Origin of the sequence: Streptomyces sp. 2P-4 (genome assembly GCF_030167965.1) — a bacterium.
Classification (GTDB): domain Bacteria; phylum Actinomycetota; class Actinomycetes; order Streptomycetales; family Streptomycetaceae; genus Streptomyces; species Streptomyces globosus_A.
The window spans coordinates 5,498,959-5,514,725 of the sequence record NZ_CP095011.1 but is presented as its reverse complement, the minus strand read 5'-3'; the positions used below and the strand labels follow the sequence as shown (position 1 = coordinate 5,514,725).

The 15,767-nt window shown below is 67.5% G+C and carries 7 protein-coding genes, 3 rRNA genes and 2 pseudogenes; 2 read left to right on the top strand and 10 right to left on the bottom strand.

The window, feature by feature from the left end; all coding sequences use genetic code 11:
• Positions 1–13: 13 nt before the first annotated feature.
• The 4 genes from MUK52_RS24460 to MUK52_RS24445 form a co-directional block, all read right to left on the bottom strand.
• Complete coding sequence (locus tag MUK52_RS24460) at positions 14–865, bottom strand: ABC transporter ATP-binding protein (RefSeq protein WP_284580032.1); 852 nt, start codon at positions 863–865, stop codon at positions 14–16.
• Positions 862–1,929 (bottom strand): FecCD family ABC transporter permease, encoded by a 1,068-nt coding sequence (locus tag MUK52_RS24455; RefSeq protein ID WP_246042652.1) that lies wholly within the window; start codon positions 1,927–1,929, stop codon positions 862–864. The genes MUK52_RS24460 and MUK52_RS24455 overlap by 4 nt, the downstream gene beginning before the upstream one ends.
• Entirely contained in the window at positions 1,926–2,975 is a 1,050-nt protein-coding gene (locus MUK52_RS24450; protein ID WP_174250440.1) for a FecCD family ABC transporter permease, read from the bottom strand. The genes MUK52_RS24455 and MUK52_RS24450 overlap by 4 nt, the downstream gene beginning before the upstream one ends.
• 94 nt (positions 2,976–3,069) lie before the next feature.
• Entirely contained in the window at positions 3,070–4,101 is a 1,032-nt protein-coding gene (locus tag MUK52_RS24445) for an HAD hydrolase-like protein (protein ID WP_114056985.1), read from the bottom strand.
• A gap of 119 nt (positions 4,102–4,220) precedes the next feature.
• On the opposite strand from MUK52_RS24445, the gene MUK52_RS24440 reads away from it, so the two are divergent.
• On the top strand, positions 4,221–5,492 hold the full coding sequence (locus MUK52_RS24440) for a DUF1015 family protein (protein WP_284580025.1): 1,272 nt from the start codon (positions 4,221–4,223) through the stop codon (positions 5,490–5,492).
• 67 nt (positions 5,493–5,559) lie between these two features.
• Here the strand turns inward: MUK52_RS24440 and MUK52_RS24435 are convergent, their stop codons facing one another.
• The 6 genes and pseudogenes from MUK52_RS24435 to MUK52_RS24410 form a co-directional block, all read right to left on the bottom strand.
• Complete coding sequence (locus MUK52_RS24435; RefSeq protein ID WP_284581761.1) at positions 5,560–6,414, bottom strand: tetratricopeptide repeat protein; 855 nt, start codon at positions 6,412–6,414, stop codon at positions 5,560–5,562.
• Between the two features lie 213 nt (positions 6,415–6,627).
• A pseudogene (locus MUK52_RS24430) lies at positions 6,628–7,758 on the bottom strand (hypothetical protein); the annotation flags it as partial.
• Positions 7,759–7,917: 159 nt separating this feature from the next.
• Positions 7,918–8,034 (bottom strand): 5S ribosomal RNA (gene rrf / locus MUK52_RS24425).
• 106 nt (positions 8,035–8,140) lie between these two features.
• Positions 8,141–11,251, bottom strand: a 23S ribosomal RNA gene (locus tag MUK52_RS24420).
• A 282-nt stretch (positions 11,252–11,533) separates the two neighbouring features.
• Positions 11,534–13,053, bottom strand: a 16S ribosomal RNA gene (locus MUK52_RS24415).
• The 16S, 23S and 5S rRNA genes sit together here, the layout of an rRNA operon.
• Before the next feature lie 554 nt (positions 13,054–13,607).
• Positions 13,608–14,003 (bottom strand): annotated as a pseudogene (locus tag MUK52_RS24410) (DNA-3-methyladenine glycosylase); the annotation flags it as partial.
• Positions 14,004–14,071: 68 nt separating this feature from the next.
• On the opposite strand from MUK52_RS24410, the gene MUK52_RS24405 reads away from it, so the two are divergent.
• Positions 14,072–15,520, top strand: a complete 1,449-nt coding sequence (locus MUK52_RS24405) for a recombinase family protein (protein WP_284580023.1) — start codon at positions 14,072–14,074, stop codon at positions 15,518–15,520.
• Positions 15,521–15,767 lie beyond the last annotated feature (247 nt).

Below are 15,767 nucleotides of genomic sequence, written 5' to 3'. Positions count from 1 at the left end.
GGCCGTCCGCGGCTCAGGCGCCGGCAGCCGCCTCCGCGGGTGCGGTCTGCGGCCGGGCCCGCTTGCGGGCGGCCGGGATGACCAGGGGCGTGCCCGTCTCCGGGTCGTCGATGATCTGGCACCGCAGCCCGAACACCTTCTCCACGAGCTCCGCGGTCACCACCTTGGCCGGCGGGCCCTCCGCGACGACCCTGCCGCCGCGCATGGCGATCAGGTGCGTGGCGTAGCGGGCGGCGTGGTTGAGGTCGTGGAGCACCGCGACGAGGGTCCGGCCCTGGTTCTCGTGGAGTTCGGCGCACAGGTCCAGCACGTCGATCTGGTGCTGGATGTCCAGGTAGGTCGTCGGCTCGTCCAGCAGCAGCAGCGGCGTCTGCTGGGCGAGCGCCATCGCGATCCACACGCGCTGCCGCTGCCCGCCGGACAGCTCGTCCACCGTGCGGTCGGCGAGCTCGGCGACGCCCGTCGCGGCCATCGACTCCAGGACGACCCGCTCGTCCTCCTGCGACCACTGCCGCAGCAGCCCCTGGTGCGGGTACCGGCCGCGGGAGACGAGGTCGAAGACGGTGATCCCGTCCGGCGCGACGGAGGACTGCGGGAGCAGGCCGAGGGTCTTGGCGACCTTCTTCGCGGGCATGGAGCCGATGGCGTGCCCGTCGAGCAGCACCTGCCCGGCGGACGGCTTCAGCATCCGCGACAGGGCGCGCAGCAGCGTGGACTTGCCGCAGGCGTTGGGGCCGACGATCACCGTGAACGAGTTGTCGGGTATCTCCACCGACAGGTTCTCGGCGATGACCCGCTGCTCGTAGCCGAGGGTCACGTTCTGCGCGGACAGCCGCTGCACGTGCGTACTCCTTGAGTTCGTCATATACGTCCCGCCCTGCGCTCGGTGACGAGCAGCCAGAGCAGGTAGGCGCCGCCGACCAGCCCGGTCAGCACGCCGACGGGCAGCTGGTCGGCGCCGAAGGCCCGCTGCGAGGCCCAGTCGGAGAGCAGCAGCAGGACGGAGCCCATCAGCGCGCCGGTGACCAGGTTCGACCCGGGCGAGCGGGTCAGGCGCCGGGCCAGCTGCGGTGCGGCCAGCGCGACGAAGCTGATGGGCCCGGCGGCCGCGGCCGCGGCCGTGGTCAGCAGGACGGCCGCCAGCATCAGCAGCATCCGCATCCGCTCGACCCGGACGCCGAGGGCGTACGCGGCGTCGTCGCCCATCTCCGCGATCCGCAGCGCCCGCCCCTGGGAGAGGGCGAGCGGGAACAGCACGGCGCAGGTGCCCAGCAGCGGCCACACCTGGCTCCAGTCGCGGCCGGCGAGCGAGCCGGTCAGCCAGACCATCGCCCGGGTCGCCTCGATGAACTGGGCCTTGGTCAGCAGCCACTGGATCCCCGCGATGAGCATCGCGGAGGCGCCGATGCCGACGAGCACCAGCCGGTAGCCGTGGACGCCGCGCTTGTAGGACAGCAGGTAGATCAGGACGCCGGTGACCAGGCCGCCCGCGAGGGCGCCGCCGGCGACGGCCGTCGCGCCGCCCTTGAACAGGACGATCACGAGGAGCGCGCCGACGGCCGAGCCGTACCCGAAGCCGAGCAGGTCCGGGGAGCCGAGCGGGTTGCGGGAGACGGACTGGAAGACGGCGCCGGCCATGCCGAGCGCGGCGCCCACGAGCAGCGCGACCAGGACCCGCGGCAGCCGCAGGTCGTTGACGATGAAGTCCTGTGCGGGGGTGCCGTTGCCGAGGAGGGTCTGCACGACGTCCGCCGGGGCGATCTCGAAGTCGCCGGTGCCGATCAGCACGACCGACAGGGCCGCCGCCGCGGCGGCGAGGAGCAGCCCGGTCAGCAGCGCCCGCGGCTCCGCGCGCAGGGACAGCCCGCCGGGGGCGCGCACGGTCCGGGAGCGGGACCGTATCCGGGCCGTGGGGAGTTCGACGGTCACAGCTGGGCCATCCTCTTGCGCCGGACGAGATAGATGAAGACGGGGCCGCCGATGAGCGCGGTCACGATGCCCACCTGGAGTTCGGCGGGCCGGGTGACGATCCGGCCGACGACGTCCGCGCCGAGCAGCAGCACCGGCGACAGGACCGCCGAGTAGGCGAGCACCCACCGCATGTCGGGCCCGGTGATCATGCGCGCGAGGTGCGGGATCATCAGCCCGATGAAGACGATCGGCCCGCAGGCCGCCGTCGCGGCCCCGCACAGCAGGGTGATGGCGACCATGGCCCCGATACGGGTGCGGGTCAGGTTCGCGCCGAGGGCGCGCGCGGTGTCGTCGCCCATGGACATGGCGTTCAGCGGGCGGCCGAGCGCCGCCGCGAGCAGCGCCCCGGCGAGCAGGAAGGGCGCCACCTGCCGGACGGTGTCCATGTTGGCCGAGGCCAGCGAACCGACCGTCCAGAAGCGGAGCTTGTCGAGGGCCTTGCTGTCCATCAGCTGCACCGCGTTGATGTAGCCGACGAGGGCGGCGCTGGCCGCGGTCCCGGCGAGCGCCAGCCGGACCGGCGTCGCGCTGCGGCTGCCGCCGAGCACGTACACGACGACGGAGACGGCGGCGGCGCCGAGCAGCGCGAACCAGACGTACTCGGTGAGGGTCGAGGCCCCGAGGAAGCTGATGGCGGACACCACGGCGGCCGCGGCGCCGGCGTTGACGCCGAGGATGCCGGGCTCGGCCAGCGGGTTGCGGGTCAGCGCCTGCATGACGGCCCCGGACAGGCCGAGGCCGAGGCCGACCATCAGCCCGAGGAGGGTCCGCGGGACGCGCAGGTCCCGGACGACCACGTCGGAGGTGGTCCCCGAGTAGTGGAAGAGCCCGTGCCACACCTCGTCGAGGGGCATCTGCTTGGCGCCGACGGCGATGCTCGCCACGAGGACGAGCGCCAGCACCGCCAGGGCGGCCAGCAGGCCGGCGGCGCGCGCGGCGTGCCGCTTGCGGATGGCTGCGGCGCCGGGCGCCGCGCTCTGTTCGGGAGGACTCTCGACCAACACGCGGTTAGGTTAGCCTAGCCTCGGCGGATTCCGGCCATGGGATGCCTTCCGACCTGCGCTCCTGCACCCGGTGCTCCGCTGCCCGCCGCTTCCGCTACAGCCGGATACGGTCCAGTGCCGCGGCCGTGTCGAGCCGGCAGGAGCCGTCCCCCGCGGCCGTCCAGGCCGCCGCGCACAGCGCCCGCAGCCCGTCGACCGGGTCGCCGGCGCCTTCGAGGCGCAGTGCGCCGTCCGCCGCGGCCGCCGTCCAGCCGCCGCACCGGAAGCCGTCCCCGGCCGGCTCCACCTCCGGCTGCCCGGTCAGCAGGCCGCGCAGGTCGCGGTCGACGTACGTGGGCCGGTGGCGCGGCTCGGCCCGCAGCAGCTGCGCGCCGTCGGCGATGCCGGTGAGGACGAGCAGCGAGTCGACGTCCCCGTTGAACGCCCCCTCGATGTCGGTGTCCAGCCGGTCCCCGACGACCAGCGGCCGCCGCGCGCCGGTCCGCAGGACCGTCTCCCGGTGCATCGGGGGCAGCGGCTTGCCCGCCACCTGCGGCTCGGCGCCGGTCGCGATCCGCACGACCTCGACGGCCGCACCGTTGCCCGGCCCGATGCCCCGCGCCTGCGGAATCGTCAGGTCCGTGTTGGACGCGAACCACGGCACCCCGCGCCGGATGGCGAACGAGGCCTCCGCGAAGCGCCCCCAGGGCAGTTCGGGCCCCCCGTAGCCCTGGACGACCGCGGCGAGACCCGCCTCGTCAGCGGACTCGACGGGTACCAGCCCGCGTTCGCGCAGCGCGACCCGCAGCCCCTCCCCGCCGATCACCAGCACCTTCGCCCCCGGCTCGACCTGCTCCGAGATCAGCCGGGCCACCGCCTGCGCGGAGGTGATCACGTCGTCGGCGCCGGTCGGGATGCCCAGCTCGCTCAGGTGCGCGGCGACGGCGTCCGGGGTGCGCAGCGCGTTGTTCGTGACGTACGCCAGGTGCATCCCGCCGTCGCGGGCGGCCTCCAGCGACTCCACCGCGTGCGCGATCGCCTCGCCGCCCGCGTAGACCACGCCGTCGAGGTCGAGCAGGGCCGTGTCGTACGCCCGGTGGAGGCTGCGCTCGCTGCCCGCCGGACTCGTCCTGCTCCGCCGCGTCATCCTGTCCGCTCCCTCTGTCCGTCCGGCCCGATCGTCTACGACCGAATCCTGCCGCATGTGCTCCGAGATCTTTTCCACACGATCATCCCGCATGCCGAGACGCCCCTTACCATGCACCAATGACCACCTCTGCCACCTTGCCCTCCGGGCTGCGCCTGCTCCCCTTCCCCGGCCTGCGCTATGTCCCGGAACGCGTCGGCAGCCTGGCCGCGGTCACCTCTCCGCCGTACGACGTGGTGGTCCGCCCCGACGGCGTCGACTACCTGGAGTCGGCCGATCCGCACAACATCGTCCGGCTGATCCTGCCGCAGGCCGACACCCCTGCGGCGCGGAACGACCAGGCGGCGCGCACGCTGCGGGACTGGCTGGAGAAGGGCGTGCTGAGCGCGGACCCGGAGCCGGCCCTGTACGTGTACGAGCAGCGCAGGGGGCCGATGGTGCAGCGCGGCCTGATCGGTGCGCTGGCCCTGTCGGGGGCGGAGGCGGGCGTGGTGCTGCCGCACGAGGACGTCATGCCGCACGTGGTGACGGACCGGGCCGGGCTGATGCGCGCCACTTCGGCGAACCTGGAGCCGCTGCTCCTGACGTACCGCGGCGGGGACGCGGGCGCGGGCGCAGCGGAGGTCGTGGAGCGGACGGCGCTGAGGGCGCCGCTGCTGGCGACGACCACCGAGGACGGGGTCCGGCACCGGCTGTGGGCGGTCACCGACCCGGCCGACCAGGAGGCGGTCGCCGCGGACCTGGGCCGCCGCCAGGCGCTGATCGCGGACGGGCACCACAGGTGGGCGACGTACCTGCGCCTGCAGGAGGAGCACCCGTCGCCGACGGACTGGGACTTCGGGCTGGTGCTGCTGGTGGACACGGTGCGCTACCCGCTGGAGGTGCGGGCTATCCACCGGGTGCTGCGCCGGCTGGCTCCGGCGGACGCGCTGGCCGCGGTGGAGGGCTCGTTCCGGGTGCGCCCGGTGGACGGCCCGCTGCCGCTGGCCCTGGAGGCGCTGGCGGATGCCGCGGAACGCGGCAACGCCTTCCTCGTCGCCGGGGACGGCTCATTCCACCTGGTGACGGATCCGGATGCGGGTCTGCTGGAGCGCACGGTCCGCCGGGACCGGCCGGAGGCGTGGCGCCGGCTGGACGCGACGGTGCTGCACGCGACGCTCCTGGACGCCGTGTGGCGGATCCCGGACACCCCCGACCAGATCACGTACATCCATGACGCGGCGGCGACGGTGGAGATGGCGGAGCGCCACGGCGGGACGGCGGTGCTGCTGCATCCGGTGCGGGAGGAGGTCGTGCGGGGGCTGGCCCGGCAGGGCGTGATGATGCCCCGGAAGTCGACCTCGTTCGGTCCGAAGCCGGCGACGGGCCTGGTCCTGCGCAGCCTGGGCTGAGGCCCGCGGAAACGCCGGAGGGCGGCACCCCGCTCGGGGTGCCGCCCTCCTGTCGTCGGGTCTGCGCTCAGGCGCCGTCGCCCGGGCGGTCCGCTTCGTCGTCGCGGACGCCGCCGGCGTCGGCGTCGGCGTCGGCTTCCGGGGCGTCGAGCGGCTCGTACTCGTCGTCGTCCTCGTCGTAGTACTCGGTCTGGTCGGCGGCGCGCTCGGCGGCGGCCACTTCGGCCGCGTCCTCGCCGTCGGCGCCGTCCTCGTCCTCGTCGATCGACCCGTCGAGCGCGTCGACGAACTCGACGCCGTCGAGCTCGGCGAGGCGGTCGGAGGCGTCGGTGGCGCCGTCCTTGTCGGCCTCGACGGTCTTGGCGAACCACTCGCGGGCCTCGTCCTCGCGGCCGGCGGCGAGGAGCGCGTCGGCGTACGCGTAGCGCAGGCGCGCGGTCCACGGCTGGACGGAGGAGGAGGCGAGCTCGGGGCTCTGGAGGGTGACGATGGCGGCGTCGAGCTGGCCCATGTCGCGGCGGGCGCCGGCGGCGACGAGCCGCATCTCCACCTGGCCGGCCTTGTCGAGCTTCTGCACCTCGGGCTCGCCGGCCATCGCGAGGGCGCGCTCGGGGCGGCCGAGGCCGCGCTCGCAGTCGGCCATGACGGGCCACAGCTCGACGGAGCCGGTCATGCGCTTGGCGGCGCGGAACTCGGCGAGGGCCTCGCTGTACTTCTGCGTGGCGTACGCGGCGAAGCCGGCGGCCTCGCGGACGGCGGCGACGCGGGAGGCCAGGCGCAGGGCGATCCTCGCGTAGGCGTAGGCCTGCTCGGGGTCCTCGTCGATGAGCCGGGCGACCATGACGAGGTTCCGGGAGACCTCCTCGGCGAGCCCCTTGGGGAGGCTCAGGAGCTCCTGGCGGACGTCGGCGTCGATCTCCATGCCGGTGACGTCCTCGTCGATGGGGAGGCGCTTGACGGGCTCGCGGTCGCGGTCGGCGCGGAAGTCCCGGTCACCGCGGTCGCCGCGGTAGCCGCCGCGGTCGTCGCGCCCGCGGTAGCCGCCACGCTCGCCGCCCCGGTCGTCACGCCGACCGTAGGAGGGGCGCCCGCCGCGGTCGTCGTCCCGGCGGAACGACGGACGGTCGTCGTCACGACGCGGGTACGACGGACGGTCGTCACGGCGGAACGACGGGCGGTCGCCGCCGCGGTCGTCGCGCCGGCCGTACGAGGGCCGGTCGTCACGGCGCGGGTAGGAGGGGCGCTCACCGCGGTCGTCACGGCGGAAGTTCGGGCGGTCGCCGCCGCGGTCGTCACGACGCGGGTACGACGGCCGGTCGCCCCGGTCACCGCGGTCGTCACGGCGGAAGTTCGGACGGTCGCCGCCCCGGTCGTCACGACGCGGGTACGACGGCCGCTCGCCCCGGTCACCCCGGTCGTCACGGCGGAAGCTGGGACGGTCGTCGTCACGACGCGGGTACGACGGCCGCTCGCCCCGGTCACCCCGGTCGTCACGGCGGAAGCTGGGACGGTCGTCGTCACGACGCGGGTACGACGGACGGTCGTCACGGCGGAACGACGGACGGTCGCCGCCGCGGTCGTCGCGCCGGCCGTACGAGGGCCGGTCGTCACGGCGCGGGTAGGAGGGGCGCTCACCGCGGTCGTCACGGCGGAAGCTGGGACGGTCGTCGTCACGACGCGGGTACGACGGCCGCTCGCCCCGGTCACCCCGGTCGTCACGGCGGAAGCTGGGACGGTCGTCGTCACGACGCGGGTACGACGGACGGTCGTCACGGCGGAACGACGGACGGTCGCCGCCGCGGTCGTCGCGGCGGGGGTACGACGGGCGGTCGCCGCGGTCACCCCGGTCGTCACGGCGGAACCCGCCGCGGTCGTCGTCGCGGCGCGGGTAGGAGGGGCGCTCCCCGCGGTCGTCGCGGCGGAAGGCGGGACGGTCGTCGCGACGCCCGTAGGAGGGGCGGTCGCCGCCCCGGTCGTCGCGACGGGGGTACGACGGGCGGTCGCCGCGGTCGTCACGGCGGAAGCCGCCGCGGTCGTCGTCGCGCCGGCCGTAGGAGGGGCGGTCGCCCCGGTCGTCGCGGCGGAAGGGCGGACGGTCCCCGCCCCGGTCGTCACGGCGGAAACCGCCGCGGTCGCCGCTGTGCGAGCGGCCGCCGCGGTCGTCACGGCGGAAGCCGCCCCGGTCGCCGCCACGGTCGTCACGGCCCCCGCGGTAGCCGCCCCTGTCACCGCCGTCGTTGCGACGAGGCTCGCGCTCCGGACGATCGTCGGGAGAGTTGGACATGGGTGTGACTCCTGTCTTCGGGGTACCGCTAGTCATTCTCGCGCAACCTACCCCCGGCCGCGCTTCGACGTATTGAAGAGAAAAACAAAAAGGGCCCGTGGTCCAGCGTTGAACGCTGGACCACGGGCCCTTTGAAAGATTGTTCGGCGGCGTCCTACTCTCCCACAGGGTCCCCCCTGCAGTACCATCGGCGCTGAAAGGCTTAGCTTCCGGGTTCGGAATGTAACCGGGCGTTTCCCTAACGCTATGACCACCGAAACCCTATCGGTTTCGAGCGAACAAGCACACTCTGTAGTTGTGTTCCAGCTCTAGAAACCGGCAACTGTTCGTTGCTTCAGAACTAACACAGTGGACGCGAGCAACTGAGGACAAGCCCTCGGCCTATTAGTACCAGTCAGCTCCACCCGTTACCGGGCTTCCACATCTGGCCTATCAACCCAGTCGTCTACTGGGAGCCTTACCCTCTCAAGGAGGTGGGAATACTCATCTTGAAGCAGGCTTCCCGCTTAGATGCTTTCAGCGGTTATCCCTCCCGAACGTAGCCAACCAGCCATGCCCTTGGCAGGACAACTGGCACACCAGAGGTTCGTCCGTCCCGGTCCTCTCGTACTAGGGACAGCCCTTCTCAATATTCCTACGCGCACAGCGGATAGGGACCGAACTGTCTCACGACGTTCTAAACCCAGCTCGCGTACCGCTTTAATGGGCGAACAGCCCAACCCTTGGGACCGACTCCAGCCCCAGGATGCGACGAGCCGACATCGAGGTGCCAAACCATCCCGTCGATATGGACTCTTGGGGAAGATCAGCCTGTTATCCCCGGGGTACCTTTTATCCGTTGAGCGACGGCGCTTCCACAAGCCACCGCCGGATCACTAGTCCCGACTTTCGTCCCTGCTCGACCCGTCGGTCTCACAGTCAAGCTCCCTTGTGCACTTACACTCAACACCTGATTGCCAACCAGGCTGAGGGAACCTTTGGGCGCCTCCGTTACCCTTTGGGAGGCAACCGCCCCAGTTAAACTACCCATCAGACACTGTCCCTGATCCGGATCACGGACCGAGGTTAGACATCCAGCACGACCAGAGTGGTATTTCAACGACGACTCCACAACCACTGGCGTGGCCGCTTCACAGTCTCCCACCTATCCTACACAAGCCGAACCGAACACCAATATCAAACTGTAGTAAAGGTCCCGGGGTCTTTCCGTCCTGCTGCGCGAAACGAGCATCTTTACTCGTAGTGCAATTTCACCGGGCCTATGGTTGAGACAGTCGAGAAGTCGTTACGCCATTCGTGCAGGTCGGAACTTACCCGACAAGGAATTTCGCTACCTTAGGATGGTTATAGTTACCACCGCCGTTTACTGGCGCTTAAGTTCTCAGCTTCGCCCCACCGAAATGGAGCTAACCGGTCCCCTTAACGTTCCAGCACCGGGCAGGCGTCAGTCCGTATACATCGCCTTACGGCTTCGCACGGACCTGTGTTTTTAGTAAACAGTCGCTTCTCGCTGGTCTCTGCGGCCACCCCCAGCTCAAGGTGCAAGACCTATCACCAGGAATGGCCCCCCTTCTCCCGAAGTTACGGGGGCATTTTGCCGAGTTCCTTAACCATAGTTCACCCGAACGCCTCGGTATTCTCTACCTGACCACCTGAGTCGGTTTAGGGTACGGGCCGCCATGAAACTCGCTAGAGGCTTTTCTCGACAGCATAGGATCATCCACTTCGCCACAATCGGCTCGGCATCAGGTCTCAACCTTGTATGAGGGACGGATTTGCCTACCCCTCGGCCTACACCCTTACCCCGGGACAACCACCGCCCGGGCTGGACTACCTTCCTGCGTCACCCCATCGCTTACCTACTACAAGTCCGGTTCGTCGGCTCCACCACTTCCCTTCACCCGAAGGATCCAGGACGGCTTCACGGACTTAGCATCGCTCGCCTCGATATTGGGCGTTTCAAAGCGGGTACCGGAATATCAACCGGTTGTCCATCGACTACGCCTGTCGGCCTCGCCTTAGGTCCCGACTTACCCTGGGCAGATCAGCTTGACCCAGGAACCCTTAGTCAATCGGCGCACACGTTTCTCACGTGTGTATCGCTACTCATGCCTGCATTCTCACTCGTGAACCGTCCACAACTCGCTTCCGCGGCTGCTTCACCCGGCACACGACGCCCCTACCCATCACAGCCTCCGTTGGGAGTATTACTGCAATGACACGACTTCGGCGGTACGCTTGAGCCCCGCTACATTGTCGGCGCGGAATCACTTGACCAGTGAGCTATTACGCACTCTTTCAAGGGTGGCTGCTTCTAAGCCAACCTCCTGGTTGTCTCTGCGACTCCACATCCTTTCCCACTTAGCGTACGCTTAGGGGCCTTAGTCGATGCTCTGGGCTGTTTCCCTCTCGACCATGGAGCTTATCCCCCACAGTCTCACTGCCGCGCTCTCACTTACCGGCATTCGGAGTTTGGCTAAGGTCAGTAACCCGGTAGGGCCCATCGCCTATCCAGTGCTCTACCTCCGGCAAGAAACACACGACGCTGCACCTAAATGCATTTCGGGGAGAACCAGCTATCACGGAGTTTGATTGGCCTTTCACCCCTAACCACAGGTCATCCCCCAGGTTTTCAACCCTGGTGGGTTCGGTCCTCCACGAAGTCTTACCTCCGCTTCAACCTGCCCATGGCTAGATCACTCCGCTTCGGGTCTAGAGCGTGCAACTCAAACGCCCTGTTCGGACTCGCTTTCGCTACGGCTTCCCCACACGGGTTAACCTCGCTACACACCGCTAACTCGCAGGCTCATTCTTCAAAAGGCACGCAGTCACGAGACGTGCAAGCACGTCCGACGCTCCCACGGCTTGTAGGCACACGGTTTCAGGTACTATTTCACTCCGCTCCCGCGGTACTTTTCACCATTCCCTCACGGTACTATCCGCTATCGGTCACCAGGGAATATTTAGGCTTAGCGGGTGGTCCCGCCAGATTCACACGGGATTTCTCGGGCCCCGTGCTACTTGGGAGATGAGCAAGCAAGCCGTACAGATTTCAGCTACGGGGGTCTTACCCTCTACGCCGGACCTTTCGCATGTCCTTCGCCTATCCATACGGTTTCTGACTCGCCCAGCCGCCGGCAGACGACTGAAGCTCATTCCACAACCCCGCATGCGCAACCCCTGCCGGGTATCACACGCATACGGTTTGGCCTCATCCGGTTTCGCTCGCCACTACTCCCGGAATCACGGTTGTTTTCTCTTCCTGAGGGTACTGAGATGTTTCACTTCCCTCGTTCCTCCACACTGCCTATGTGTTCAGCAGCGGGTGACAGCCCATGACGACTGCCGGGTTTCCCATTCGGACACCCCGGATCAAAGCTCAGTTGGCAGCTCCCCGGGGCCTATCGCGGCCTCTCACGTCCTTCATCGGTTCCTGGTGCCAAGGCATCCACCGTGCGCCCTTAAAAACTTGGCCACAGATGCTCGCGTCCACTGTGTAGTTCTCAAACAACGACCAGCCACCCATCACCCCACCAGACAAGCTGGCGAGTTCACTGGGGCCGGCACTGAAGACTAGCCAGACGGCCGTGCCTTCAGGACCCAACAACGTGCCAGGCACCCTCGTTCATCCGCATCCTCTTTCCACGCCGAAGCAGTACTCGAGAACCATCAGATCCGAAGATGCCAACTAATCAACGTTCCACCCATGAGCTGACCGTGCAGAACGTTTGCCTGCAATCGGTACTGTGCTCCTTAGAAAGGAGGTGATCCAGCCGCACCTTCCGGTACGGCTACCTTGTTACGACTTCGTCCCAATCGCCAGTCCCACCTTCGACGGCTCCTCCACAAGGGTTGGGCCACCGGCTTCGGGTGTTACCGACTTTCGTGACGTGACGGGCGGTGTGTACAAGGCCCGGGAACGTATTCACCGCAGCAATGCTGATCTGCGATTACTAGCGACTCCGACTTCATGGGGTCGAGTTGCAGACCCCAATCCGAACTGAGACCGGCTTTTTGAGATTCGCTCCACCTCACGGTATCGCAGCTCATTGTACCGGCCATTGTAGCACGTGTGCAGCCCAAGACATAAGGGGCATGATGACTTGACGTCGTCCCCACCTTCCTCCGAGTTGACCCCGGCGGTCTCCTGTGAGTCCCCATCACCCCGAAGGGCATGCTGGCAACACAGGACAAGGGTTGCGCTCGTTGCGGGACTTAACCCAACATCTCACGACACGAGCTGACGACAGCCATGCACCACCTGTATACCGACCACAAGGGGGCACCCATCTCTGGATGTTTCCGGTATATGTCAAGCCTTGGTAAGGTTCTTCGCGTTGCGTCGAATTAAGCCACATGCTCCGCCGCTTGTGCGGGCCCCCGTCAATTCCTTTGAGTTTTAGCCTTGCGGCCGTACTCCCCAGGCGGGGAACTTAATGCGTTAGCTGCGGCACCGACGACGTGGAATGTCGCCAACACCTAGTTCCCAACGTTTACGGCGTGGACTACCAGGGTATCTAATCCTGTTCGCCCCACGCTTTCGCTCCTCAGCGTCAGTAATGGCCCAGAGATCCGCCTTCGCCACCGGTGTTCCTCCTGATATCTGCGCATTTCACCGCTACACCAGGAATTCCGATCTCCCTACCACACTCTAGCCAGCCCGTATCGAATGCAGACCCGAGGTTAAGCCTCGGGCTTTCACATCCGACGTGACTGGCCGCCTACGAGCTCTTTACGCCCAATAATTCCGGACAACGCTTGCGCCCTACGTATTACCGCGGCTGCTGGCACGTAGTTAGCCGGCGCTTCTTCTGCAGGTACCGTCACTTTCGCTTCTTCCTGCTGAAAGAGGTTTACAACCCGAAGGCCGTCATCCTCACGCGGCGTCGCTGCATCAGGCTTTCGCCCATTGTGCAATATTCCCCACTGCTGCCTCCCGTAGGAGTCTGGGCCGTGTCTCAGTCCCAGTGTGGCCGGTCGCCCTCTCAGGCCGGCTACCCGTCGTCGCCTTGGTAGGCCATTACCCCACCAACAAGCTGATAGGCCGCGGGCTCATCCTTCACCGCCGGAGCTTTCCACCGCGGAAGATGCCTTCCGCAGTCGTATCCGGTATTAGACCCCGTTTCCAGGGCTTGTCCCAGAGTGAAGGGCAGATTGCCCACGTGTTACTCACCCGTTCGCCACTAATCCCCTCCCGAAGGAGGTTCATCGTTCGACTTGCATGTGTTAAGCACGCCGCCAGCGTTCGTCCTGAGCCAGGATCAAACTCTCCATGAATGTTTACCGGTAATCCGGTGCACACACACGTAGAGCGGGCCAGTCATGCCGGAATAGGACCGACTGACCACTGCGTCCTCGCTGTGTTGTTGCCTGCAAGCACTTCCAGAGGAAGCCTCACAGGTCTTTTTCAAAGGAACCTCATCCACCGAAGTGGACGGGGTATCAACTTCTGGCGTTGATTTTTGGCACGCTGTTGAGTTCTCAAGGAACGGACGCTTCCTTCGTACTCACCCGCAGTAACACTTACTGGGGCTTTCCTCCGGGCTTTCGTTCTTCGTTTCCAACCTTACCAGATCGTTTTCCGTCCCGTTTCCGGCCCGCTTTTTCGATCCGAGGCCGTTGGGGGCCTTTGCCTTTCGGCGTTCCACCACTTTAGCGCCCTCTCCCCGCAACTCATAATCGAGTCATCGGAAATCGAATTCGGACATGCCGAATGCGACCCCGCCAGGGGTGAAGTGCTCGGTGGTGTTTTGGGCCGCCTCCCAGGGGCTGTCGGTGACAGCTGCCTGTTCCTACGGCTCGGGCCACGTTAGGCGTCCGTCGAGGCCGAGTCAAGTCGAGCGGCGGCGTGGCGCGTGGGCCCGGTACGGGCTGACCGTGGGGTCGCCGTCGATCCAGTACCGGTACGGGTGGGCCGCGCCCGCGCCGCCCACTCCCGTGCGCGGACCGTTCCCCACCTGGTCCGATACGACGGACCTGCCTGTCAGCAGGGACAGCGCGGAGTCAGGGCCGGCGCACAGGTCCGTGCCGTCCAGGGAGCGGTCCACCGCGAGGGCCGTTGCCAGACGGGCCGGACCCTTGGCGAGTTCCTTGTCTTTTTTGGCTGAGAGTCGACGTTTGCGGGCGAGCTCGGCGCCCACCGTGATCTCTCCCTCCCTCACCAGGACACCGCTCGCGTGGTCCTTCGGGCCACACACCAGGTTGAGGCTGAACCACATGCCGTAAGTAACTCACTAGGCATGTATGTCGTTGGTCCGGCAGCATCGGCAAAGCGACGACAAGCAGAAGACAGGCAGTGCGAGCGATCATCTACGCCAGGCTCAGCCCCACCCCGAGGGGCGAGGAGTCCAAGGGTGGGAACCTGACACAACAGGTTGAGCTGAGTCAGGCGCTGTGCGACCGGAAGGGCTGGTCGGTCGTAGCCACGATCGTTGAGAAGGACACGTCGGCTTCGACGAAGCGGGGAACCAAGCGGAGCGCCGAGTGGGAGCGCGTCAAGGCTCTGGTGGAGGACGGCAAGGCGGACGCCATCGTGTCCCGCCACTACGACCGCATGTACCGCACCCCCTGGGATCTTGAAGATCTGGTGGACCTGGCCGAGGCGACCGGCGTCACACTGGCCGCCGCACAGGCGCAGGGAGTGCTCGACCTGTCCACGCCGTCCGGCCGGCTCGCTGCTCGCATCGGCGCTGTGGTGGCTCGCAACGAGACCGAGATGCGAGTCGAGCGTCAGGTGCTCGGACACCAGCGGCGCAGGGAGTCGGGGAGGCCCTTCTGGAGTACTCGCCCCTTCGGCTTCGAGCGGGACGGCAGGCACCGGGAAGCAGAGGCGGAGGCCCTGCGGCAGGCGTACCGGGACGTCCTGGGCGGCGTCACCCTCTGGTCCATCGCGAAGGACTGGAACACGCGTGGGCTGCTCTCGCCGCACGGCAAGGAGTGGCGCAGCTCGAACCTTCGGATGGTCCTCTTGAAGCCGAGGAACGCGGGAATCCAGACGTACTCGCAGTGGGTAGAGAAGCCGGACGGGACGCGCGTGCGGCGGACCGAGGAGACCGGCGCGGGCAACTGGGAGGCGATCGTCTCCGAGGGCATATTCAGGGCCTTGGTCCGCTACCTGAGCGACCCGGAGCGCAACACGGGCGGCGGCGGCAAGCGCAAGGCCCTGTTGTCCGGCGTGGTCCGCTGCTCGAAGTGTCAGGCCGTCGTCACTCAGGGGTGGAGCAAGAAGAACGCGGCAGGTGAGCGGTACCGCATCTACACCTGTTCGGGTGGCCGGTGCATCACCTGCCCGGCTGACCCGCTGGACTCCTTCGTAGTCAGGAAGGTCATCGACAGGGCCGAGGAGTGGAACGCTGCACCGGCCACAGATGCCGCAGACGAGGAGCGAGAGGCCGAGCTGCTGGCCGAGGAGACGGCCGCATCCGAGAGGCGCACCGCCCTGGCGGAGATGTTCGCCGTAGGGGACATCGACGCGTCGACCTTGCGGACGGGCATCAGCAGATGCGACGCCGACCTGACCAAGATCCGGGCCGAGCTGGCAGACCTGGCATCGCAGCGGGTGCGCGTCGACCTCGGCGACATCGAGTACCTGTGGGAGGAACTGGACTACGAAGACCCCGACCGCATCGATTACGTGCGGACCGTCGTCATGCAGGTCTGCGAGCGAGTCGAGCTGATGCCGCGCGGTCGAGGGGTCCGATCCTTCAAGGGCGAGCACTGCCGGATCACGTTCCGGAACCCCTGAGATCCGATCACGGAGGGCCAAGCCGGCTGTCGGCGCCACGTGGCGATGGGCCCTGTCTGACGAGAGTCGGGTGGGGCCCCTTCGTCATACCCGGCGAGAAGGAGCCGGACATCCCTCAGAGGCTCTGTGCGCACCTCTCGCTCCCAGTTCATGCAGCAACGTGGCTCGACCGGCCAGGGACGCGTCACGGGCCGCGCTCGCCGACGATCACGCACCGCCTGACCCAACTCCGCACCGACTCCCCGGC

What these genes read in the sequence shown, in the direction of transcription:
- MUK52_RS24460 (WP_284580032.1), bottom strand. Translation starts at nt 865, where the DNA reads ATGACGAACTCAAGGAGTACGCACGTGCAGCGGCTGTCCGCGCAGAAC.
- MUK52_RS24445 (WP_114056985.1), bottom strand. Translation starts at nt 4,101, where the DNA reads ATGACGCGGCGGAGCAGGACGAGTCCGGCGGGCAGCGAGCGCAGCCTC.
- MUK52_RS24440 (WP_284580025.1), top strand. Translation starts at nt 4,221, where the DNA reads ATGACCACCTCTGCCACCTTGCCCTCCGGGCTGCGCCTGCTCCCCTTC.
- MUK52_RS24435 (WP_284581761.1), bottom strand. Translation starts at nt 6,414, where the DNA reads ATGGAGATCGACGCCGACGTCCGCCAGGAGCTCCTGAGCCTCCCCAAG.